Annotated in this window: 20 protein-coding genes; 10 read left to right on the forward strand and 10 right to left on the reverse strand. The window is 71.4% G+C overall.

All coding sequences use genetic code 11. From position 1 onward, the window contains the following. Position 1: 1 nt before the first annotated feature. Positions 2-316, reverse strand: a complete 315-nt coding sequence (locus ACPXCS_RS25000) for an ArsR/SmtB family transcription factor (RefSeq protein WP_425949391.1) — start codon at positions 314-316, stop codon at positions 2-4. 79 nt (positions 317-395) lie between these two features. On the opposite strand from ACPXCS_RS25000, the gene ACPXCS_RS25005 reads away from it, so the two are divergent. Then, positions 396-815 carry an arsenate reductase ArsC gene (locus ACPXCS_RS25005; RefSeq protein ID WP_425949393.1) on the forward strand — a complete coding sequence of 140 codons (420 nt, stop codon included), beginning with the start codon at positions 396-398 and terminating at the stop codon, positions 813-815. Positions 816-817: 2 nt separating this feature from the next. Here ACPXCS_RS25005 and ACPXCS_RS25010 read toward each other — a convergent pair whose 3' ends face one another. Next, complete coding sequence (locus ACPXCS_RS25010) at positions 818-2,260, reverse strand: FAD-dependent monooxygenase (protein ID WP_425949394.1); 1,443 nt, start codon at positions 2,258-2,260, stop codon at positions 818-820. Positions 2,261-2,388: 128 nt separating this feature from the next. On the opposite strand from ACPXCS_RS25010, the gene ACPXCS_RS25015 reads away from it, so the two are divergent. Next, positions 2,389-2,988, forward strand: a complete 600-nt coding sequence (locus tag ACPXCS_RS25015) for a TetR/AcrR family transcriptional regulator (protein WP_425949396.1) — start codon at positions 2,389-2,391, stop codon at positions 2,986-2,988. A 78-nt stretch (positions 2,989-3,066) separates the two neighbouring features. Here the strand turns inward: ACPXCS_RS25015 and ACPXCS_RS25020 are convergent, their stop codons facing one another. The 5 genes from ACPXCS_RS25020 to ACPXCS_RS25040 form a co-directional block, all read right to left on the reverse strand. Further along, positions 3,067-3,570 (reverse strand): lamin tail domain-containing protein, encoded by a 504-nt coding sequence (locus tag ACPXCS_RS25020; protein WP_425949397.1) that lies wholly within the window; start codon positions 3,568-3,570, stop codon positions 3,067-3,069. Between the two features lie 144 nt (positions 3,571-3,714). Further along, entirely contained in the window at positions 3,715-5,079 is a 1,365-nt protein-coding gene (locus ACPXCS_RS25025) for an FAD-dependent oxidoreductase (RefSeq protein ID WP_425949399.1), read from the reverse strand. A 128-nt stretch (positions 5,080-5,207) separates the two neighbouring features. Then, positions 5,208-7,856: a SpoIIE family protein phosphatase gene (locus ACPXCS_RS25030; protein ID WP_425949400.1), complete on the reverse strand. Its 2,649-nt coding sequence runs from the start codon at positions 7,854-7,856 to the stop codon at positions 5,208-5,210. Positions 7,857-8,088: 232 nt separating this feature from the next. Further along, positions 8,089-8,634, reverse strand: a complete 546-nt coding sequence (locus ACPXCS_RS25035; protein WP_425949401.1) for a hypothetical protein — start codon at positions 8,632-8,634, stop codon at positions 8,089-8,091. A gap of 28 nt (positions 8,635-8,662) precedes the next feature. Next, complete coding sequence (locus tag ACPXCS_RS25040) at positions 8,663-9,127, reverse strand: ATP-binding protein (protein ID WP_425949403.1); 465 nt, start codon at positions 9,125-9,127, stop codon at positions 8,663-8,665. A gap of 318 nt (positions 9,128-9,445) precedes the next feature. Here ACPXCS_RS25040 and ACPXCS_RS25045 point away from each other — a divergent pair, with 318 nt between their 5' ends. Then, complete coding sequence (locus ACPXCS_RS25045) at positions 9,446-9,676, forward strand: DUF397 domain-containing protein (protein WP_311686249.1); 231 nt, start codon at positions 9,446-9,448, stop codon at positions 9,674-9,676. A 173-nt stretch (positions 9,677-9,849) separates the two neighbouring features. Then, the gene (locus tag ACPXCS_RS25050; RefSeq protein WP_425971021.1) at positions 9,850-10,764 is read left to right on the forward strand and encodes a helix-turn-helix domain-containing protein; all 915 of its coding nucleotides are present in this window, start codon (positions 9,850-9,852) and stop codon (positions 10,762-10,764) included. A 103-nt stretch (positions 10,765-10,867) separates the two neighbouring features. On the opposite strand, the gene ACPXCS_RS25055 is transcribed toward ACPXCS_RS25050, so the two are convergent. Next, positions 10,868-11,695 carry an SAM-dependent methyltransferase gene (locus ACPXCS_RS25055; protein WP_425949405.1) on the reverse strand — a complete coding sequence of 276 codons (828 nt, stop codon included), beginning with the start codon at positions 11,693-11,695 and terminating at the stop codon, positions 10,868-10,870. A 311-nt stretch (positions 11,696-12,006) separates the two neighbouring features. Between ACPXCS_RS25055 and ACPXCS_RS25060 the strand changes: the two genes are divergently transcribed. Further along, a complete protein-coding gene (locus ACPXCS_RS25060) occupies positions 12,007-13,680 on the forward strand; it encodes a hypothetical protein (RefSeq protein WP_425949406.1) in 1,674 nt (557 codons plus the stop codon). 9 nt (positions 13,681-13,689) lie between these two features. Here ACPXCS_RS25060 and ACPXCS_RS25065 read toward each other — a convergent pair whose 3' ends face one another. Then, a complete protein-coding gene (locus ACPXCS_RS25065; protein ID WP_425949407.1) occupies positions 13,690-14,334 on the reverse strand; it encodes a hypothetical protein in 645 nt (214 codons plus the stop codon). A 130-nt stretch (positions 14,335-14,464) separates the two neighbouring features. Here ACPXCS_RS25065 and ACPXCS_RS25070 point away from each other — a divergent pair, with 130 nt between their 5' ends. Beyond that, positions 14,465-14,638 carry a CsbD family protein gene (locus ACPXCS_RS25070; RefSeq protein WP_425949409.1) on the forward strand — a complete coding sequence of 58 codons (174 nt, stop codon included), beginning with the start codon at positions 14,465-14,467 and terminating at the stop codon, positions 14,636-14,638. Positions 14,639-14,770: 132 nt separating this feature from the next. Here ACPXCS_RS25070 and ACPXCS_RS25075 read toward each other — a convergent pair whose 3' ends face one another. Next, entirely contained in the window at positions 14,771-16,216 is a 1,446-nt protein-coding gene (locus ACPXCS_RS25075; protein ID WP_425949411.1) for a glyceraldehyde-3-phosphate dehydrogenase, read from the reverse strand. Between the two features lie 158 nt (positions 16,217-16,374). On the opposite strand from ACPXCS_RS25075, the gene ACPXCS_RS25080 reads away from it, so the two are divergent. The 4 genes from ACPXCS_RS25080 to ACPXCS_RS25095 all read left to right on the forward strand — a co-directional run bounded on the left by ACPXCS_RS25080 (position 16,375) and on the right by ACPXCS_RS25095 (position 21,160). Beyond that, entirely contained in the window at positions 16,375-17,325 is a 951-nt protein-coding gene (locus ACPXCS_RS25080; RefSeq protein WP_425949413.1) for a hypothetical protein, read from the forward strand. Between the two features lie 175 nt (positions 17,326-17,500). Next, the gene (locus tag ACPXCS_RS25085; protein WP_311686234.1) at positions 17,501-17,938 is read left to right on the forward strand and encodes a Fur family transcriptional regulator; all 438 of its coding nucleotides are present in this window, start codon (positions 17,501-17,503) and stop codon (positions 17,936-17,938) included. Between the two features lie 50 nt (positions 17,939-17,988). Continuing rightward, positions 17,989-20,214, forward strand: a complete 2,226-nt coding sequence (gene katG / locus ACPXCS_RS25090; RefSeq protein WP_425949414.1) for a catalase/peroxidase HPI — start codon at positions 17,989-17,991, stop codon at positions 20,212-20,214. Positions 20,215-20,377: 163 nt separating this feature from the next. Then, positions 20,378-21,160, forward strand: a complete 783-nt coding sequence (locus tag ACPXCS_RS25095; RefSeq protein WP_425949416.1) for a carbonic anhydrase — start codon at positions 20,378-20,380, stop codon at positions 21,158-21,160. Positions 21,161-21,182 lie beyond the last annotated feature (22 nt).

Raw genomic sequence — 21,182 nt, forward strand, 5'->3', positions numbered from 1 at the left:
ATCAGGGGCAGGATCGCTTGACGTTGTTCTCGGCGGTGGCGCGCGCGGTCTCCGCGAGGGCGGTGAACCCGCCCGCCAGTGAAGCGATGACGTCGGGCTTGAGGCGGTAGTACGTGAAGCGGCCGCAGGGCTCCGTCTCCACGACACCGGCCTCGCGCAGCACCTTCAGGTGGTTGGAGAGGTTGGTCTGCCGGGCCCCCGTCTCCTCGATCAGATGCGTGCTGCAGAGCGTCTCCCGGGCCAGCAGCGTGACGATCCGGAGGCGCAGCGGGTCCGCGAGCACCCGCAACAGATCAGTGTCGACTGACATCATCATGGGCTGATACTGTCACATCGCTCCGAGCCGCCCTCCACCCGGCTCGCCCTTCGGGGACCCGCGTACGAAGGAAGAACCGATGTCCTCCGACCCGCCCGCGTCCGTGCTGTTCGTCTGTGTCCACAACGCCGGCCGCTCGCAGATGGCCGCCGGGTTCCTCGCCCACCTCGCCGGCGACCGGATCGAGGTCCGCTCCGCCGGCTCCGTCCCCGGTGACCGGGTGAACCCGGCCGCCGTCGAGGCCATGAGGGAGGCCGGGGTCGACATCTCCCGGGCCACGCCGAAGGTCCTGACCCCCGAGGCCGTCCAGGCGTCCGACTACGTCATCACCATGGGCTGCGGCGACGCCTGTCCGGTCTTCCCCGGCAAGAAGTACCTCGACTGGGCCCTGGAGGACCCGGCGGGCAAGGGCGTCGAGGCCGTGCGCCCGATCCGCGACGAGATCCGCGCCCGCGTCGAGGCCCTGATCGCCGAGATCGACGCCGAGCGGACGCCGTAGCCTCAGCGGGACCCCACGTGCGCGGCGAGCGCCTCCGCGATCGCACCCGGGTCCGCCGAGTCCGACGCCCACGCCACGTATCCGTCGGGGCGGACCAGGAGGGTCGTGCGCCGGTCGCTGCGCAGGCGCTCCACGGTCAGCCGGTCCTCGCGGGCGCCGCCGTCCCGGTAGGCCTCCGGGGTGATCAGTACGAACCGGCCGCCGCGCAGGGCCTCGTACAGGCGGCCGCTCTCCAGCGCGACGTCCGGGACGCGGCTGCCGGTGAGGCGGTGGGATCCCCTCGGCGCCGGGTAGCGGTAGCCGATGCCGGTGATCTCACCGACCGCCTTGCGGCGGGCCGGGCCGACCGCGTTCAGGAAGCCGGTGAGCGCGGCCCGGAGCGCCAGCGTCCAGGGGCGCTTGGCCATGGCCAGGCGGACGATGCCGCCGCTGCTGCGCAGCACGGCCCTGCCCACCGGGTGCCGTTCGGTCTGGTAAGTGTCGAGCAGTGCGGCGTCCGCGTGGCCCCGGACGACCGCGGCCAGCTTCCAGCCGAGGTTGGCCGCGTCCTGCAGGCCGGTGTTCATGCCCTGGCCGCCGGCCGGGGTGTGCACGTGCGCCGCGTCCCCGGCGAGGAAGACCCGGCCCACGCGGTAGGCGGGCACCTGGCGTTCGTCGCTGTGGAAGCGGGACATCCACCGCGCGTCGTGCATGCCGAAGTCACGGCCCAGGGCGAGGCGGGTGACCTCCCTGATCTCCTCGAGGTCGAGCGGCTCGCTGTCGGGGACGTCGCGGGCGCGGTTCCAGGCGATGACCCGGTGGTAGCCGTCCCCGAACGGCGCGAGGAAGGCGAACGCGTCGCCGGCGGCGTTGACCGTCAGCAGGTTCTCCGGCTCCTCCGCGAGCCGGACGTCCGCGAGAACGACGGAGCGGATCGCGGACCGACCGGGGAAGGGCAGCCCGATCGCCTCCCGCACGGCGCTGCGCATCCCGTCGGTGCCCACCACGTAGGCGGCCCGCAGGCGCTGCGTCTCCCCGCCGGCCGTCCGGACCTCCACCGTCACCCCGTCCGCGTCCTGCACCAGCCCGGTCAGCTCGGTCTCGTGACGGAAGACCACCCCGGCCTCGTCGGCGCGCCGCCGCAGCACCTTCTCGACCTCGTACTGCGGGATGACCAGCAGGTGGTTGAAGCGGGAGGGGAGGGTGCGCAGGTCGATGCTGAGGCGGCCGAAGAGGCGGAGGCTGTCCAGCGGGCGTCCGGCGGCCTCCAGTTCGTCCGCGAGCCCCCGGGCGTCGAGCTGCTCCAGGGTGCGGGCGTGCAGGACGAAGGCGCGGGAGAGGTTGCTGATCCTGGACGGGCGCTTCTCCAGGAGCGTGACGGGGACCCCGGCGGCGGCGAGGTCGCCGGCCAGGAGAAGACCGGCGGGGCCGGCTCCGACGACGAGCACGGAGGGCTGGGTCTGCATGAGAGGCCTCCTGTTGCCAACACTTGTTGGCCAACGTCCGTTGACCAACGCCTGTTGACCAAAGTAGGGCTGACCGCCCCTCAGGTCAACAGTTGTTGGCAAACACGCGTTGGCCTACGCTGGCCGACATGAACGTCAGCAATGCCAGGAGCGCGGACCCGGGGTCCGGCGGTGCGCGCCGCCGCTCCGAGGACACCCGCGGCGCCATCCTCACGGCCGCCCGGGAGCGCTTCGCCACCGACGGCTACGACCGGGCCACCATCCGCGCGATCGCCAGGGACGCGCGGATCGATCCCTCCATGGTCATGCGCTACTACGGCAACAAGGAGGGCCTGTTCGCCGCGGCGGTCTCCATCGACCTGTCCATGCCGGACCTCGCCGCCCTGCCCCGCGAAGACGTGGGACAGGCGCTGGTGACGCACTTCCTCGGCATGTGGGAGGAGAACGAGGTGCTGACGGCGCTGCTCCGGGTCGGCGTGACCAACAGCGCCGGGGCCGAGCGGATGCAGTCGGTCTTCCGCGACCAGTTGGTCCCGGTCGCCCGCGCTGTCTGCCCCGATCCCCAGCAGGCGTCCACCCGGGCCGGGCTCTGCGCCGCCCAGCTCCTCGGACTGGCGCTCGCGCGCTACGTCCTGAGGTTTCCGCCCGCCGTGGGGCTGGCCCGCGAGGAGATCGTGGCCTGGCTGGCCCCGACCCTGCAGCGGTACCTGACGGCACCGAGCCCTTGAGGGAGCCCGAGCGCATGACGGAGCCCGGGCTCGTGGCGGACGAACCCGGGCTCGTGACGGATCTCGACTCGGCCTGACTCAGCCGTGGTACGTGATGTACCCGTTGCCGTCCTTGTCGGAGCCGCTCTTGGTGTAGGAATGCACGTCGGCGCCGGCCCCGGACGGCTTGTACACGTAGATCGTGTCCTTGTCGTTGTTCCACATGAAGTTGCAGTTGTCGCGGTAGACGACGTTGCCCGCGTCGGAGTCGGTCCCGTTGCCGCCGCGCAGCTTCACGTAGTCGCCGGGCTGGAGCGTGTGGCTCGCGGTGAAGGTGAACCGGTTCCCCGCGGCGTCCTTCACGACGTACCCCTTGAGGTTGACCGTCGTGGACCGCGAGTAGTTCTTGATGGTCAGGAACTCGTCCTTGGTGTTCCCCCCGGAGCACCGGTTGGAGTCGCTGCCGGGAGCGTCGTACTGGATGCCGCGGATCTTCAGCGCGGAGTTGTACTCGGCGGCGTGCGCCGGAACCGCGCTCAGCGCGGTCAGGGCGCCGGCCGCGGCGGCCGCGACGGCGGCGGTGGTGACAAGGCGTATGCGCATGGACGTTCGTCCCCCCTGCATGGCCCTCTGGTGAAGGCGATGTGATGATCTGGTGAAGCACTCCGGATCGTACAGGGTTCAAGAACACGGAAGGGCGGATCCGGTGACACTGCCACCGAATCCGCCCCGGGGGTGTGGAGGAGGTCAGGCGCCGCTGGCGCGCAGCATGTCCTCACGCTCGACGATCTTCACGCGTTCGCGGCCCTCGGGCTCGCCCAGCGCCTTCTCCGCGGCGTCCAGCTTGTACCAGCCGTCCCAGGTGGTGAAGCGGACGTTCCGCTCGGCGAGGAACGCGTCCACCGCCTCGGGGGCGGGGGTGGCGGGCGTGTGCAGCCGGCCGTTCGCGTAGTCGTCCAGCAGGTTGGCCACGGTCTCGTTCGCGTCGCCCTTGGTGTGCCCGATCAGGCCCACGGGACCGCGCCGGATCCAGCCGGTGACGTACGTGGACTGCAGGTGCTCACCGGACTCCTGCACGACCCGGCCGCCCTGGTCCGGGACGGTGCCGGAGTCGATGTCCCAGGGCAGCTTGGGGAGTTTGTCGGAGAGGTAGCCGACGGCCCGGTAGACCGCGGTGACATCCCACGTCTTGAAGGTGCTGGTGCCCTTGACGTTGCCCGTGCCGTCGAGTTCCGTGCGCTCGGTGCGCAGGCCGACGACCCTGCCGTCCTCGCCGAGGATCTCCACCGGCGACTCGAAGAAGTGCAGGAAGAGCTTGTGGGGACGGTCGCCGACGTCGCGGATCGCCCAGTTCTCCAGCGTCTTGGCGACCATGTCGGCCTGCTTGTTGCCGCGCCGGGTGGCGATCGAGCCCTCGTCGTAGTCGATGTCCTCGGGGTCGACGATGACCTCGATGGTGGGGGAGTGGTCCAGCTCCCGCAGCTCCATCGGGCTGAACTTGGCCTGCGCCGGGCCCCGGCGGCCGAACACGTGGATCTCCTTGGCCCGGTTGGCCTTCAGGCCCTCGTAGACGTTCGGCGGGATCTCCGTCGGCAGCAGCTCGTCCGCCGTCTTGGCCAGGACGCGGGCGATGTCCAGCGCCACGTTGCCGACACCGAGCACGGCGACCTTCTCGGCCTCCAGCGGCCAGGTGCGCGGCACGTCCGGGTGGCCGTCGTACCAGGAGACGAAGTCCGCGGCGCCGTAGGAGCCGTCCAGGTCGATGCCGGGGATCGACATCGACCGGTCCGCCATCGCGCCGGTGGCGAAGATCACGCCGTCGTAGAAGGCCCGCAGGTCGTCCAGGCTGATGTCGGTGCCGTAGTCCACGTTGCCGAACAGCCGGATCTGGGGCTTGTCGAGCACCTGGTGCAGGGCCGTGATGATGCCCTTGATCCGCGGGTGGTCGGGGGCGACGCCGTACCGGATCAGTCCGAACGGCGCCGGCATGCGCTCGAAGATGTCGATGGACACGCCGGGTTCGGCGGCCACCTCGGACTTGAGCAGGGCGTCGGCGGCGTAGATCCCGGCGGGGCCGGATCCGACGATGGCTACCCGCAGGGGGCGGGGCATGGTCAGGTTCCCTTCGAGCGGCGACAAGCGATCTCGACGGGAAGCCTAAACTAAGGCAAGCCTTACTTGGTACGCGGGTCCAGTCTATGAGCTCATAAGGTTACTTTATGAGCAGTCCCCGGTCCGGCTTATGACCCCCGGCCGGCTGTGGGCAGGGGCTGCTCGGCCCAGATCACCTTACCCGCGGGCAGGTAGCGCGTCCCCCAGCGCTCGGCGAGCTGGGCGACGAGGAACAGCCCGCGTCCGCCCTCGTCGGTCATGGTGGCGTACCGCAGGTGCGGTGAGGTGCTGCTGCTGTCGAACACCTCGCAGATCAGGTTGCGGTCGCGCAGCATCCGGACCCGTATCGGACCGCCGCCGTACCGCAGCGCGTTGGTGACCAGCTCGCTCAGGATCAGCTCGGTGGTGAACGACAGCTCCTCCAGGCCCCAGGCGGCCAGCCGGCGGCTCACCGCCGCCCGCACCTCGCCCACGGCGGCCGGGTCGGCCGGCACCGGCCACTCGGCGACGTGGTCGGCGGCGAGAGCCCGGGTCCGGGCGACGATCAGCGCGATGTCGTCGCGGGAGCGGGCCGTGAGCCGCGCGTCGAGCACCACCCGGCAGGTGTCCTCCGGCGACTCACCGGCCCGGCCCAGGGCCTCGCGCAACATCTCCAGGCCGACGTCGATGTCCCGCTCCCGGTCCTCGACCAGCCCGTCGGTGTACAGCACGAGCCGGCTGCCCTCGGCCAGCTCCAGCTCCGCCGTCTCGAACGGCAGCCCGCCGAGCCCGAGCGGGGGACCGGCCGGCACGTCCGGGAACTCCACCGTGCCGTCGGGGTGGATCAGGGCGGGCGGCGGATGCCCGGCCCGCGCGACGGTGCACCGCCGCGAGACCGGGTCGTACACGGCGTACAGGCAGGTCGCGCCGGTGACCGGGGCGCTGCCCTCCTCCTCCGTCTCGTCCTGGTCGATCCGGCCGACCAACTCGTCCAGCAGGGCGATGAGTTCGTCCGGCGGCAGATCGAGCGAGGAGAAGTTGTGCACGGCGGTGCGCAGCCGCCCCATGGTGGCGGCCGCGTGCAGCCCGTGCCCGACCACGTCCCCGACCACGAGCGCGACCCGGGCCCCGGACAGCGGCAGCACGTCGAACCAGTCACCGCCCACTCCGGCCTGGGCGGGCAGATAGCGGTAGGCGATCTCCAGCGCGCCCTGCTCGGGCAGGTTGCGGGGGAGCAGGCTGCGCTGCAGCGTCACCGCCATGCTGTGCTCGCGGGTGTAGCGGCGCGCGTTGTCGATGGAGACGGCGGCCCGCGCGACCAGTTCCTCGGCCAGCGCCAGCTCGTCCTCGTCGAAGGGCTCCGGCTTCTCGCAGCGCCAGAAGCTGACCACGCCCAGCACCAGCGCACCGGCCCTGAGCGGCACCGTGATCAGCGAGTGGATGCCGTACTCCACGATCTGCGCCGAGCGTTCCAGGTCCTGCGCCTGCCAGCCGGGCGCCTCGCCGAGCCGGGGTTCCAGGACGGGCCGGCCGGTGCCGAGGCTGCGGCCCTGCGGGGAGGACGGGACGAACCGGATCCGCTCGCCGACGGGATAGAGGGGGGCGTCCTTGCGGATACCGCCGAGCGCCGCGCGGCTGAGCGTGGCCGCGGCGTCCGGCTGCCCGCCGCCCAGCACCGCGTCGAACAGGTCCACGGCGGCGAAGTCGGCGAACCGGGGGACGGCCAGCTCGGTCAGCTCCTCGGCCGTCCGGGTCACGTCCAGGCTGGTGCCGATGCCCACCCCGGCGTCGTAGAGCATGTTGAGCCGCTCCCGCGCGGTCTCGGCCCGGCCGGACAGGGCCCGCAGCTCCGTGGAGTCGCGCAGCGTGGCGACGCTGCCGGGCGGCACACCGGCCCGGTCGGTGGTCCGCTGGTTGACGGCGAGGAGCCGGTCGCCGACCAGGTGCACCTCGTCCGTGGCGACGCGGCCCGACGCGAGCAGGTCGGCGGTGCCGGGGTCCAGACCCAGCCCGAGGACGTGCCGCCCCTCCGCGTCGTCGGGCAGCCCGAGCAGCCGGTGTGCCTCGTCGTTGGCGAGGACCAGGGTGCCCTCGTCGTCGACGATGAGCACGCCCTCCCGGACGGCGTGCAGCACGGCGTCGTGATGTTCGTACATCCGGGTCATCTCGTGCGGCCCGAGCCCGTGGGTCTGGCGCAGCAGCCGCCTGCTCACCAGCGCGGCGCCGGCGGTCGCCAGCACGAGCGCCGCGGCGGCGGCCGACAGCACCAGCGGCAGCTGCCGGTCGGCGGTCCCGCCCACGTTCTTGGTCGTGATGCCCGCGGAGACCAGGCCCACCACCCGGCCGTCCGGGGCCGTCACCGGGACCACGGCCTGGACGAGGGGCCCGATGGTGCCCTCGATCTCCTCGGTGACCGCCTTGCCGGCCAGCGCGGGCGCGGTCGTGCCGACGAACTGCTTGCCGATGCGGTCCGGTTTGGGGTGGGTGTAGCGGATCCCGTCGGTGTTCATCACGACGATGAAGTCGACCTTCGACCGCTCCCGGGCGGCCTCGGCGCGCGGCTGGAGCACGGCTGTGGGATCGGGGCCCCGCAGCGCCTCGACGGTGCCCGGCGCGTTGGCGAAGGTCTCCGCCACGGCGAGCGAGCGGTTGCGGGCCTCCTGCGTCGTGTCGTGCCGCACCTGCAGCACCAGGGCGACCACGGCCGACACGACCAGCAGCACCACGATCACCACGACCAGCAGGAACACCTGCCCGGCGACGCTGCGCCCGCCCAGCACCGACCGCAGCCCCGCCATCGGATGCCACCGCGACGGACCCGGCTCGCTCCGCTGCCGTGCGGACGGCGCGGAGCCGGGCCGCAGGGGCGATCGAGTCCCGGATCGACCCAAGAGTCGGACCATGTGCCATGTCTACACTGCCCGGCCCCGGGAGGCGAGGGGCATCACCCGTGGTGGCAGGGGGCCCTCACCGTATCGTCACGTCTCCGGGACACCGCGGGGGCACGGCCACGCACACGGTTCGCCGGTGTCAGGCCCCCAGTGAGCGGGCCAGCTCGGTGGTGGCCCGTGCGATCTCCGTGTCCTCGTCCGCCATCAGCCGGCCGAGCTCGCCGCTGCGGGCCCGCACCGCCTGGCGCGCCGCCCGCTCCCACACCACCGGGTTCTCCCGGTGGTTGAGCAACTTGGGGTAGACCGCGGCGGTGCTCTCCCACTGCCGGGCGTCGGCGATGCTCTTGAGCAACTGGATGATCTGGGCGCGGACGGTCACCTGCGGCAGCTTCGCCAGCTCCCACAGGAACGGCACCGTGGCGGCGGTCGCCTGCTCCACGACGAAACCGAACTGGCAGATCCGTTTCCGCAGGTCGTCGAGGGCGGAGCGGGCGGTGTCGGCGTCGCCGCAGGCGATGCCGCTGAGCAGCACGGGAATGGCCGCCGCCGAACCGGTGGAGTCCTGGATGTCACTCCACGGCACGCGGTCCAGTGCCGTGAGCGGTGTCTTCCGGGCCAGACCGGCCGGGGCGTCGGGGCGCTGTGGGCGCTCGCTGCTCGGGTGTTCCGTCGAAGCGCTGCGCATGGCGAGGGGCCTTTCCGCGGCAGTCGTGTCAGATGGGTGGACAGGTCGACAATCTCGCCCAGACCGTCTTGCCCCCCGGAGGGCTGGGGGCCCAGCCCCACTCCTCGGACAGGGCGTCGACGATGCACAGGCCCCGGCCGTGCTCCTGCAGGGCGGAGCCGGTGCCGGGCGCGTACCGGGGCGGACGGTCGTCGGGGTCGGAGACGGTGACCAGCAGATGGGCCGGATCCAGACGGAATCCGAGCCGGATCTCCGGTGCACCTGGTGCCCCCTGGGCCGCGTGCGTCGCGGCGTTCGCGGTGAGTTCCGTGATGACGAGCGTGGTGTCGTCGCAGCAGTGGTCGAGTGACCAGAGGTGCAGGGTGTGGCGTGTGAAGGACCGGGCCCGGGCGAACCCCTCCCGGCTGCACTCGACGCGCAGCGCGACCGCGGGGGCCAGGGGACCGAGGTCGGGCGCCGTGGGAGACGGGGTCTCCGGCGTGGCGGGGGACACCGTCCCGGGCATCGGGCGCGACGCCCCGCACGGTGGCACTTCGTGAGGAACGGGAGCGGCTCGCAAGCCGCCGAGGGTCCCGCGAGCGCCCGCGTGCGCCGGGCCCTCACTGAGCGGCCGGAGCACGTGCTGCGCAGGTGATGACACGGCATCTCCCCGATGCGACGTCAGGACGGGGCGTCACCACGGGGGTTGACGCCGCAGCTATTATCCACGCTGACGGCGCTCGCGTGCAATTGCACGAGAAATTGCGTGAGTTTCAAGCCGTCGCGGGTACGCAAGCCGGGACGGGTCCGACCGGAGAGCAAGGAGACTGCGGTGCCACCAGTGCGGAACGGAGTGCAGGCAAGTTCGCTGGACGCCTGCTGGATCAAGAGCCGGCACAGCAACGCCGAGGGCAACTGCGTCGAAGTCGCCCCTCTCGTGGACGGGGGCATCGCGATGCGCAACTCCCGTGATCCCGACGGCCCGGCGCTCGTCTACACGGCGGCCGAGGTGGCGGCTTTCCTGGCCGGTGCGAAGGACGGGGAGTTCGACCACCTGGTCTGAGACCACCTCGTGTGACAGACCCGGTGGGGGATCACCCCGGGCCGGGACGGGTCGGGTGCCGATGAAGCGGAGCCCAACTCCCCATTTCTGCACGGCTCTTCCCGGGGATGCGCACAGGCCCGGCCGGGTGCGATAGTGTAAATCGCCCTTGTGCCGGTCTGCTGGGAGTCAGGATGTCCGCCGCGTCGCATCGTATCTCCCGTCTGGAACCCTATCTGGACAGGCCCGAGCCGGCGCCGACCCTGCTGAAGATGCTGGTCGGTGTACAGCTGGCAGGCTTCCGCGAGGACGCCGGGCTCGCCCAGGACCAGGCGGCGCGCGCTGTCGGCTTCAGTGCCGCGAAACTGTCCCGCATCGAGTCCGGCAAGGGCCGCCGCCCACCGACCGAGAACGACGTCCGCGCGCTGCTGCAGTTGTACGGCACCGACGACTACGAGGCCGCGGTGCTGCTCAAGCTGTTGCAGCGCGCCGGTGAACCGGGTTGGTGGCAGCGCTACGACAAGCGGCTGATGCCCGAGTGGTTCGACCGGCTGGTCGGGCTCCAGGAAGCCGCGGCCACCATCCGTACCTTCGAGATCCAGTACGTGCCCGGCCTGCTGCAGACGCCCGCCTACACCAAGGCCGTCGTCGAGCGCGGCCTGCCGAACGCCCCGGCGGGCGAGGTGGAGCGGCGCGTCGAACTGCGCATGCGCCGGGCCCGGTTGGTCACGCGGGACGAGGCTCCGCAGCTGTGGGCGATCATCGACGAGTCCGTGCTGCTGCGCGTCCTCGGCAGCCCGGAGGTCATGCGCGAACAGCTCGCGCACCTCGTCGAGATGGCCAAGCGCCCCAATGTGACGGTGCAGATCGTGCCGCTGAGCGTCACGAACGCCTCGGCTCCCGCGATCCCGGTGACCTATCTGCGCTTCGGTGGCCTGGACCTGCCCGACGTGGTCTACCTGGAGCACATCCGAAGCGCCAACTTCCTCGAGGACCGCGACGAGACCGAGGAGTACCGGATCGTGCTGGACCGGCTCGCGGACGAGGCCCTCAAGCCCCGCGAGTCCATGGAGCTGCTGCGGCAGACGATGGAGCAGCGCTACCCGTAGACGACGGGGCGGCGCCATCCGTGGACGACGGGGCAGTTCCACCCGTGACGCCCGGGTGCCGCTCGGGGGGACGTCAGGCGTCCCGCGAGCGGCACCCGCCGTGTCACTTCTCCAGGGGCAGCCGGCCCACGCCGCCGAACTCGATCCACTCGTGGGTGAGCTGACGCGGCGCCACCTCCGTGTCCGGACGCCAGGTGGAGACCTCCACCAGCCCCGGATCCAGGATCTCCAGGCCCTCGAAGTACGTCTCGACGTCCTTGGGCTCCCGCACACGGCCCCAGTGGCCCTGCGTCGCCTGGTCCATGAAGTCGGTGACGAACTTGCGGACCTCCGGGTCCTCGCTGACCAGCTGGCACATCACCATGAAGCTGCCGGGCGCGAGCCGCTCCCGGACGCGACGGGCCACCGCGAGCGGTCCGTCGGTGTCACTGTCCGGAATGCAGTGGAAGACCGAGTTGAACAGCACGCACACCGGCTCGGAGAAGTCGATCAGCCGCTTGGTGTCGGGGTGGTCGAAGATCAGGTCGGTCTCGCGCATGTCCGCGTGGATGACGGTGGTGCGGTCGTCCTGCTCCAGCAGCGCCCGGCCGTGCACCAGCACCATCGGGTCGTTGTCGACGTACACCACGTGGGTGGTGGGGTCGATGCGCTGGGCGACCTGGTGCACGTTGTCCTGCGTCGGCAGGCCGGAGCCGTGGTCCAGGTACTGGCGGATGCCGTACTCCTCGGAGAGGGTCCGCACCACGCGCTGGAGGAAGCGGCGGTTGTTCAGGGCCAGGCGGCGCGTGCTCGGGACGACTTTGTCGAGCTCCTCGCACGCGGCGCGGTCGGCCGCGTAGTTGTCCTTGCCGCCCAGGTAGTGGTCGTACATGCGTGCTGCCGTCGGCACGTTCGCGTCGATCTCGGTGGACAGCTGCTTCTCGGAGTTCATCGTTCCCCCTGCAAGGTGCCGCGCCAACGGTCTGGCCGGACAGGAAGTACATCCTAGGGAGCGGGAGTTGGGCGGTGCCAGCCCGTCGGTGAAGCTGCCCGCGATCGAACGACCGGATGATCGGCCAGGAAGCACCTGGTGACCGTCGTGTCACTGTGAGTGGTCTCCTCGTGTCGCCGCGACCGCAGCTGCTGACCGCGTCCGGTCGACCATCGAACCGATAACCTGGAAATACGAGAATCGAGCGGAAGCCGGCGGTGGGTCCTCAGCCGCTATTCTCACGGCCCCGGCCGCTTTCCCAGGAGAATCCCATGGGCGACTATTACGACCTCGGCACCCACAGCCGTCCCGTCACCACCACGTCCGACGAGGCTCAACTCTGGTTCGACCGGGGGCTGGTGTGGACGTACGCCTTCCACCACGAGGAAGCCGTCGCCTGCTTCGAGAAAGCGGCCGAGGCCGATCCCGAGTGCGCGATGGCGTATTGGGGAATCGCCTACGCCCTCGGCCCGAATTACAACAAGCCCTGGGAATTCTTCGACGGCGAGGAACTGGTGCGGACGGTCGGGCGCACCCACGCCGCCGTGGAGCGGGCGCACGAGAAGGCCGTCGGCGCCACCCCCGTCGAGCAGGCCCTGATCGGCGCCCTGCGGGCCCGCTACCCGCAGGCGGAGGCGGTGGCGGACTGCTCGGTGTGGAACGAGCCGTACGCGGACGCCATGCGCGCGGTGTACGCGCTGGCGCCCGGCGACCCGGACGTCGCGACCCTCCATGCCGACGCCGCGATGAACCTCACCCCGTGGCAGCTGTGGGACCTCAGGACCGGGCAGCCCGCCGAGGGCGCCCGCACCACGGAGGCCCGGGACGTGCTCGAAGGCGCCCTCGCCACCGAGGCCGGGGCGCGGCACCCCGGCGTCCTGCACCTCTACATCCACCTGATGGAGATGTCCCCGGCCCCGGAGCGGGCCCTCACCGTCGCCGACCGGCTGCGCGGCATCGTGCCCGACGCGGGGCACCTGCTGCACATGCCCTCGCACCTGGACGTCCTGTGCGGGGACTACCGCCAGGTCGTCGCGGCCAACACCGCCGCCATCGCCGCCGACGAGAAGTACCACCGCCGGGCCGGCGCGATGAACTTCTACACCCTGTACCGGGCGCACAACTACCACTTCAAGATCTACGGCGCCATGTTCCTCGGCCAGGCACAGGTCGCCCTCGACACCGCCGCCCGGCTGGAGGCCGCCGTCCCGGAGGACCTGCTGCGCGTGCAGAGCCCTCCGATGGCCGACTGGCTCGAAGCGTTCCTGGCCATGCGCGTCCACGTCCTGATCCGCTTCGGCCGCTGGGCCGACATCCTCCAACTCCCCGCCCCCGCCGACCCGGAGCTGTACGCGGTCACCACCGCGATGCGCCACTACGCCCGGGGCGTCGCCCTCTCGGCCACCGGCGAGGTCGACCGGGCGGAGACCGAACGGGCCCTGTTCCACGAGGCGGTGAGCCGCGTGCCCGGGACGCGGATGCTGTTCAACAACACCTGCCACGACATCCTCGCCATCGCCGCGGCCATGCTGGACGGCGAGCTGGAGTACCGCAAAGGCAATCACGACCTGGCCTTCGCCGCCCTGGAACGCTCCATCGAGCTCGACGACAACCTCCCCTACGACGAGCCGTGGGGCTGGATGCAGCCCACCCGCCACGCCTACGGGGCGCTGCTGCTGGAGCAGGGCCGGGTGGCGGAGGCCGAGGCCGTCTACCGCGCCGACCTCGGCCTCGACGACACCCTGCCCCGCCCCCTGCAGCATCCCAACAACGTCTGGGCGCTCCATGGGTTCCACGAGTGCCTGCTGCGCACCGGCAGGACCGGCGAGGCGGCCCTCGTGGCGCACCAGCTCAGGACGGCGACCGCGCTGGCCGACGTGCCGATCCAGGCGTCCTGCTTCTGCCGCCTGGACGTCGCACCGGCCGCCGGCGGCTGCTGCCACTGACCCCGGGGGTCACGGCCGGTTCAGGCCCGCCGCCTCCAGCGCTCTGCCCATGGCCGGCCGGTCCCGCTGCCGCCCGGCCGGGTCACGGGTGAGACGGAACAGCAGCCCGGGTGTCAGGCGGTGGTTCTCGGCGTGGTCCAGCAAGGTCTCCGCGTCGCGGGCCGAGGTGGCGCCGTGATCCTCGTCGGCGACCGTGCGCAGTACGTCGGCGCGGTCGGTGAAGCGGCTCATCCCGCAGTCGAGGCCGTCGTCCTCCAGGGTGTCCGGGTACGCGGCCCGGGCCCAGGCTCCGCTCTCGTACCAGTAGACACAGCCCAGTTCGCCCCCGCCCAGGAGGTCCGTCAGCTCCTCGTGCGGCAGCCAGGAGGGGGCCCCGGCGAGCAGGTCGACGGGCGGCTCGTGCCACTTGCAGCCGCTCGACTCGTCCTCACCGAAGAGGACCCACCGCCCCGCGCCCCGGGGCGCGAGGCGCCACCAGGTGCAGCCGGAGTCGTCCAGGTGCAGTCCGGCCCCGTCGACCCAGGTGCCCGTGCGGTGGTGGGCCTTCCGCTCGTCCTGCGAGGTGGCCTCGAGCACCGCGACGAGCGCCCAGCGCCCCCACAGCACCGGAGCCGACGGCAGGTCCCCGGGCAGCCCCGGCCGGTTGATGGTCATGCCCTGTCCTCGTCCGTCCCGCTGTTCCTGCACGGGCGGCAGTGTAGGCGGCCCGGCACGTTTGGACCTCTCCACGGAGGTCACTCGTACCGTGACCCCGACGTCGTACACGACTGGGAGTGAGCGAAGAGTGGCTGGAGAGCAGAAGGCCAAGGCGAAGACCGAACAGGCCAAGGGCAAGGCCAAGGAGACGATCGGCCGTGCCGTCGGCAACGAGCGCATGGAGGCCGAGGGCCGCGCGCAGCAGTCGAAGGGCGACGCCCGGCAGGCCAAGGAGAAGACGAAGGACGTCTTCAAGCACTGAGCGCTTCAGGCACTGAGCGCTCGGAGCGCTGAGCGTATCTGGCGCGTGCGGCGCACGCACCGGAGTGCTGGGACAGTACACAGGAAAGGCGCGGGGCCCGCACGCCCCGCGCCTTTCCTGTGCTCGCCGGGGTCAGACCGCGGGAGCCGGGAACGTCGGGTACTCCACGCCCGACACGTGCTGCACGACCCGGATCACCTGGCACGAGTAGCCGAACTCGTTGTCGTACCAGAGGTAGAGGATCGCGTTGTCGCCCTCGACCTTGGTGGCGCCGGCGTCGACGATCGAGGCGTGGCGCGAGCCGATGAAGTCGCTGGAGACCGCGTCGGGGGCGCTGATGAAGTCGATCTGGCGCTTCAGCGGCGAGGTCAGCGAGACCTCGCGCAGGTAGTCGAGGACCTCCTGGCGGGTGGTCTCCCGCGCGAGCTGCAGGTTGAGGATGGCGATCGAGACGTCCGGCACCGGCACCCGGATGGAGCTGCCGGTGATCTTCGCCTTGAGGTCGGGCAGCGCCTTGGCGACGGCGGAGGCGGCACCGGTCTCGGTGATGACCATGTTGAGCGGCGCGGACCGGCCCCGGCGCTCGGACTTGTGGTAGTTGTCCAGCAGGTTCTGGTCGTTGGTGAACGAGTGGACGGTCTCCACGTGACCGCGATGGACGCCGAACTCGTCGTCCATCGCCTTCAGCGGCGGCACGATCGCGTTCGTGGTGCAGGACGCGCAGGACAGGATCTGCTCGTCCGGCTTGATGGTGTCGTGGTTGACGCCGTGGACGATGTTCGGGACGTCGCCCTTGCCGGGCGCGGTCAGCACGACCTTGTCGACACCGGGACGCAGGTGCTGCGACAGACCCTCGCGGTCGCGCCACTTGCCGGTGTTGTCGATGAGGATGGCGTCCTTGATGCCGTACGCCGTGTAGTCGATCTCGGACGGGTCGTTGGCGTAGATCACCTTGATGGCGTTGCCGTTGGCGACGATCGTGCTGTTCGCCTCGTCGACGGTGATCGTGCCCTGGAACTGGCCGTGGATGGAGTCCCGGCGCAGCAGCGAGGCGCGCTTGACGATGTCCTGCTCGCCACCGCCGCGCACGACGATCGCCCGCAGCCGCAGGCCGTTGCCCGAACCCGCTTTCTCGATCAGCAGGCGGGCCACGAGCCGGCCGATGCGGCCGAAGCCGTAGAGGACGACGTCGCGGCCCTCGCGGCGCTCGATCTTGTTGGCGCCCGTGGCGCCGGCGACGGCCTCGGCGGTGAACTCCGCGATCGACAGACCGCGGTCGTCCTCGCGGTACGTCGCCGCCAGCATGCCGATGTCGATCTGGGAGGGCCCGAGGTCGAGCCCGGCCAGCGTCTCGAGGAACGGCAGCGTCTCGGTGACGGAGAGCTCCGCACCGGCGATCTGCCGGGCGAACCGGTGGGTCTTCAGGATGCTGACCACCGACTTGTTCACCAGGGAGCGGCTGTGCAGCAGGACGGTCACGTCCCGCTCCCGGTGCAGCTTCCCGATGATCGGGATCATCGACTCCGCGATCTCCTCGCGGTTCTTCCAGTTGGTGAACGAGTCGTCGTTGACAGTCACGAGTCCATCTTTCGAGCTAGGCGGCGCTCATATGTTAAACCGTCGATCTCCCGGTCACGCAGGGGGTGCCTCCGAAGCCCTCGGCCCGCCGTTCCGCGCGCCCCGGACGGCGCGGCCTGAGACGATCGACTCGGAGCTGCCGTGCGAAAGGGACGCGCATGGACTTGGACGCCGTGGCCGACGAGCTGTACGCCCTGCGGCCGGAGGAATTCACCCCCGCCCGTGCCTCGGCCGTGGCCGCCGCCCGCACCGCGGGCGACCGGGAACTCGCCGCGCGGATCGGCGCGTTGCGCAAACCGAGCCTCGCGGCCTGGGTCAGCAACCTCCTGGTCCGCAGCCGCCCGGGCGAGGTGGAGCCCCTGCTCCGGCTGGGCGAGGGGCTGCGCCGGGCCCACCAGGATCTGGACGGCACCCAGCTGCGGGAGCTGAGCCGCCGGCAGCACGCCCTGATCCGGGCCCTGTCCCTGCAGGCCCGGCAGCTCGCCGCCGAGGCCGGTCATCCGATCGGCGAGAGCGTGCAGCGCGAGGTCGAGAACACCCTGCACGCCGTGCTCGCCGACCCGGAGGCCGCTGAGGCCTGGGCGACCGGCCGCCTCACCAAGCCGCTCAGCGCGGCCGTCGGCTTCCCGGCCGTCGCCGAGGGCGCCCTCTCCCGCCCGGCCACCGGTGGGCCCGACCGGGACCAGCCCGTCGAGGGCGGGAAGGACACGCCGGGCGGGAAGGGCGCGAAGGGTAATAAGGGTGCGAAGGGCAAGAGGGACGCGAAGGCGGACGAGCAGCGCAGGCGGCGGCTGGCCGAGGCGCGGCAGGACGCCGAGGCCGCCGAGAGCGAGCTGCGCGCGTCGCGGGACGAGGCGGCGGACGCCGACCGGGCCGCACAGGAGGCGAAACAGCAGGTCGAACGCCTCCAGCGGCACGTCGGGGAGCTCACCGAGGAGCTGGAACGCGCCAGGGGTGAACACCAGCAGGCGCGCTTCGCCGAGCGCTCGGCCCGGGAGCGGGCCCGCACGGCGGGGCGCCGCGTCCGTGAGGCCGACCGCCGGGCCGCGGCGGCCGCCGCCCGGCTCGAACGCCTGACCGCACCGGAAACCGACCGCGCCGGAAACTGACCGTGCGGGAAGCCTGGCGGGCCGCTGCCGCCCGGGGCGCCCGGCCCCATCATGAGGACGTGACGGAGCTCACACCCCAGGAGTGGAGCGGTATCCCGCGGCTCACACGCGCGACACCAAAATTGAACCGTTCGTTTTCTTGAACCGTTCGTGTTTGTGTGGCTAGGTTGTGGGCATGACCGCATCCCGGACCCCGACCACCGCCGAGGAGCTGCGCGGTGCCGGCCTGCGGGTGACGGCAGCCCGTGTGGCGCTGCTGGAGACCGTGCGGGACGGTGACCACCTGGGCGCCGAGGCGATCGCCTCCGAGGTACGCGGCCGCGTGGGACACATCTCCGTCCAGGCCGTCTACGAGGGTCTCCACGCGCTCACCGCGGCGGGCCTCATACGCCGCCTCGAACCACCCGGCAGCCCGGCCCTCTACGAGGGACGGGTCGGCGACAACCACCACCACCTCGTGTGCCGGTCGTGCGGCGCCGTCGCCGACGTCGACTGCGCGGTCGGTCACGCCCCCTGCCTGACCGCCTCCGACGACCGCGGCTTCGCCGTCGACGAGGCCGAGGTCATCTACTGGGGCCTGTGCCCCGGCTGTTCCACCGCCAGCAGTTCCTGAGCACGTGATCCACCCGAGCACCGTGATCCACCCCGTCCGGAAGGATTTCCATGACTGAGAACCACGACGCGATCGTCACCGACCCGAAGTCGGAGGAGGCAGGAGGCGGCTGCCCGGTGGCCCACGACCGGGCGCTGCACCCGACTCAGGGCGGCGGCAACCGCCAGTGGTGGCCCGAGCGGCTGAACCTGAAGATCCTCGCCAAGAACCCCGAGGTGGCCAACCCGCTCGGTGAGGACTTCGACTACGCGGAGGCGTTCCAGGCCCTGGACCTGGAGGCCGTCAAGCGCGACATCGCCGAGGTGCTCACCACCTCGCAGGACTGGTGGCCGGCCGACTTCGGCAACTACGGCCCGCTGATGATCCGCATGGCCTGGCACAGCGCGGGCACCTACCGCATCAGCGACGGCCGCGGCGGCGCCGGCGCCGGCCAGCAGCGCTTCGCGCCGCTGAACAGCTGGCCGGACAACGGCAACCTGGACAAGGCCCGCCGTCTGCTGTGGCCGGTCAAGAAGAAGTACGGCCAGAACATCTCCTGGGCCGACCTGATGATCCTCACCGGCAACGTCGCCCTGGAGCAGATGGGCTTCGAGACCTTCGGCTTCGCCGGCGGCCGCAAGGACGTCTGGGAGCCCGAGGAGGACGTCTACTGGGGTCCCGAGACCACCTGGCTCGACGACAAGCGCTACTCGGGCGACCGCGAGCTGGAGAACCCGCTCGGCGCGGTCCAGATGGGCCTCATCTACGTCAACCCCGAGGGCCCCAACGGCAACCCGGACCCGCTCGCCGCGGCCCGCGACATCCGTGAGACGTTCCGCCGCATGGCGATGAACGACGAGGAGACCGTCGCCCTCATCGCCGGCGGCCACACCTTCGGCAAGACCCACGGCGCCGGTCCGGCCGACCACGTCGGCGCCGACCCCGAGGCCGCCTCCATGGAGGAGCAGGGCCTGGGCTGGCGGAGCACCTACGGCACGGGCAAGGGCGGCGACGCCATCACCTCCGGCCTGGAGGTGACCTGGACCAGCACGCCCACCCAGTGGAGCAACGGCTTCTTCAAGAACCTCTTCGAGTTCGAGTACGAGCTGGAGCAGAGCCCGGCCGGCGCCCACCAGTGGGTGGCCAAGGACGCCCCGGAGATCGTGCCGGACGCGCACGACTCGTCGAAGAAGCACCGTCCGAAGATGCTCACCACCGACCTGGCGCTGCGCTTCGACCCGATCTACGAGCCGATCTCCCGCCGGTTCTACGAGAACCCCGACCAGTTCGCGGACGCCTTCGCCCGCGCCTGGTTCAAGCTGACCCACCGTGACATGGGCCCGAAGTCGCTGTACCTCGGCCCGGAGGTCCCGGAGGAGACCCTGATCTGGCAGGACCCGCTGCCGGAGCCCGAGGGCGAGGCCATCGACGCCGAGGACGTCGCGGTCCTGAAGACCAAGCTGCTGGAGTCGGGCCTGTCCGTCTCCCAGCTGGTGTCCACCGCGTGGGCGTCCGCCTCGACCTTCCGCGGCAGCGACAAGCGCGGCGGTGCCAACGGCGCCCGTATCCGCCTGGAGCCGCAGCGCGGCTGGGAGGTCAACGAGCCCGACGAGCTGGCCCAGGTGCTGCGCGTCCTGGAGGGCATCCAGCAAGAGTTCAACTCCGGCGCCGGTGCCAAGAAGGTCTCGCTGGCCGACCTGATCGTCCTCGGTGGCTCCGCCGCCGTCGAGAAGGCCGCCAAGGAAGCCGGTTTCCAGATCGAGGTCCCCTTCACCGCTGGCCGGGTGGACGCCACGGAGGAGCACACCGACGCCGAGTCGTTCGAGGCGCTGGAGCCGACCGCCGACGGGTTCCGCAACTACCTCGGCAAGGGCAACCGCCTGCCGGCCGAGTACCTGCTGCTGGACCGTGCGAACCTGCTCACCCTGAGCGCTCCGGAGATGACCGTCCTGGTCGGAGGCCTGCGGGTGCTGGGCGCCACCTACCAGTCGTCCCAGCTCGGTGTGCTGACCAAGACGCCCGGCTCGCTGACCAACGACTTCTTCGTGAACCTGCTCGACCTGGGCATCACGTGGAAGTCGACGTCCGAGGACCAGACCACCTTCGAGGGCCGTGACGCCGCCACCGGCGAGGTCAAGTGGGCCGGTTCGCGCGCCGACCTGGTCTTCGGCTCGAACTCCGAGCTGCGGGCCCTCGCCGAGGTCTACGCGAGCGACGACGCCAAGGAGAAGTTCGTCAAGGACTTCGTCGCGGCGTGGGTCAAGGTCATGAACCTGGACCGGTTCGACCTGGTCTGATCACCCCGCACCACAGGACGCCCCGGACCGGCCGGTCCGGGGCGTCCCGCGTTGCCTGAGGGATCGTCAAAACCCGTTCAAGGCAAGAACATCACTTGCCCAACTCGGACCATGAAACGGTAAGGAACGCGTCCGCTCCCGGATTCGGGCATACGTTCTGGCCGTGAACACTGATTCCGCCGCCCACAGAGGCGCCGGCCGTACACCGCACCCCTTCGCCGGTGCACGGCCCACCACCGGCGGTCCCGGCCGCCGCACCCTCCTGCGCACCGCACTGACCGGTGCCGCCGCCCTCGGCACCGGACTCGCCGCCGCCCGCCCGGCCGCCGCGGCAGCCCCCACCCGGGGCACGCCCCCGCGGCCCGACACCCCGGACGAGGCCTGGCGGGAGCTGGCCGAGGGCAACCGCCGCTGGCGCACCTACCGGGAACGCCACCCGCACGAGACGCCCGCCGTGCGCCAGACCCTCACCACGGCCCAGCACCCCTTCGCCGTCGTCCTCGGCTGCATCGACTCACGCGTGCCCCCGGAGCTGGTCTTCGACCAGGGCCTGGGCGACCTGATGACCGTGCGCACCGCCGGCGAGGTCCTCGACGAGGCCGTGCTCGGCAGCGTGGCCTACGGCGTGCTGGAGCTCGGCATACCCCTCGTCGTCGTGCTGGGCCACCAGTCGTGCGGCGCCGTGCGGGCCGCCGTCGAGGCCGAGGAGTCGGGAGGCCACCTGCCCGCGCACATCCAGTACCTGGCCGACCAGATCAGCCCCGCCATAGACCACGGGCAGCAGGGCGACGCGCGCATCGACGCGACCGTCGACGCCAACGTCCGGCTCGTCCGCTCCAAGCTGGTGGCGGAGCCCGACCTCGCCGCCCGGATCGCCACCGGACGGCTCGCGATCGTCGGCGCCCGCTACGAACTGACCGACCAGAGGGTCCACCGCCTCGCCTGACCGCCCGCCCGGTCCGCTGCGC

The sequence above is a fragment of the Streptomyces sp. DT190 genome, assembly GCF_049846985.1.
GTDB lineage: Bacteria > Actinomycetota > Actinomycetes > Streptomycetales > Streptomycetaceae > Streptomyces.

Excerpts from the sequence above, each read along its gene's own strand:
- ACPXCS_RS25085 (WP_311686234.1), top strand. The coding sequence starts at position 17,501 with ATGACCGCATCCCGGACCCCGACCACCGCCGAGGAGCTGCGCGGTGCC.
- ACPXCS_RS25010 (WP_425949394.1), bottom strand. The coding sequence starts at position 2,260 with ATGCAGACCCAGCCCTCCGTGCTCGTCGTCGGAGCCGGCCCCGCCGGT.
- ACPXCS_RS25015 (WP_425949396.1), top strand. The coding sequence starts at position 2,389 with ATGAACGTCAGCAATGCCAGGAGCGCGGACCCGGGGTCCGGCGGTGCG.
- ACPXCS_RS25020 (WP_425949397.1), bottom strand. The coding sequence starts at position 3,570 with ATGCGCATACGCCTTGTCACCACCGCCGCCGTCGCGGCCGCCGCGGCC.
- ACPXCS_RS25080 (WP_425949413.1), top strand. The coding sequence starts at position 16,375 with ATGGACTTGGACGCCGTGGCCGACGAGCTGTACGCCCTGCGGCCGGAG.
- katG (WP_425949414.1), top strand. The coding sequence starts at position 17,989 with ATGACTGAGAACCACGACGCGATCGTCACCGACCCGAAGTCGGAGGAG.
- ACPXCS_RS25005 (WP_425949393.1), top strand. The coding sequence starts at position 396 with ATGTCCTCCGACCCGCCCGCGTCCGTGCTGTTCGTCTGTGTCCACAAC.
- ACPXCS_RS25060 (WP_425949406.1), top strand. The coding sequence starts at position 12,007 with ATGGGCGACTATTACGACCTCGGCACCCACAGCCGTCCCGTCACCACC.
- ACPXCS_RS25035 (WP_425949401.1), bottom strand. The coding sequence starts at position 8,634 with ATGCGCAGCGCTTCGACGGAACACCCGAGCAGCGAGCGCCCACAGCGC.
- ACPXCS_RS25055 (WP_425949405.1), bottom strand. The coding sequence starts at position 11,695 with ATGAACTCCGAGAAGCAGCTGTCCACCGAGATCGACGCGAACGTGCCG.
- ACPXCS_RS25025 (WP_425949399.1), bottom strand. The coding sequence starts at position 5,079 with ATGCCCCGCCCCCTGCGGGTAGCCATCGTCGGATCCGGCCCCGCCGGG.
- ACPXCS_RS25065 (WP_425949407.1), bottom strand. The coding sequence starts at position 14,334 with ATGACCATCAACCGGCCGGGGCTGCCCGGGGACCTGCCGTCGGCTCCG.
- ACPXCS_RS25050 (WP_425971021.1), top strand. The coding sequence starts at position 9,850 with ATGTCCGCCGCGTCGCATCGTATCTCCCGTCTGGAACCCTATCTGGAC.
- ACPXCS_RS25030 (WP_425949400.1), bottom strand. The coding sequence starts at position 7,856 with ATGGCGGGGCTGCGGTCGGTGCTGGGCGGGCGCAGCGTCGCCGGGCAG.
- ACPXCS_RS25000 (WP_425949391.1), bottom strand. The coding sequence starts at position 316 with ATGATGATGTCAGTCGACACTGATCTGTTGCGGGTGCTCGCGGACCCG.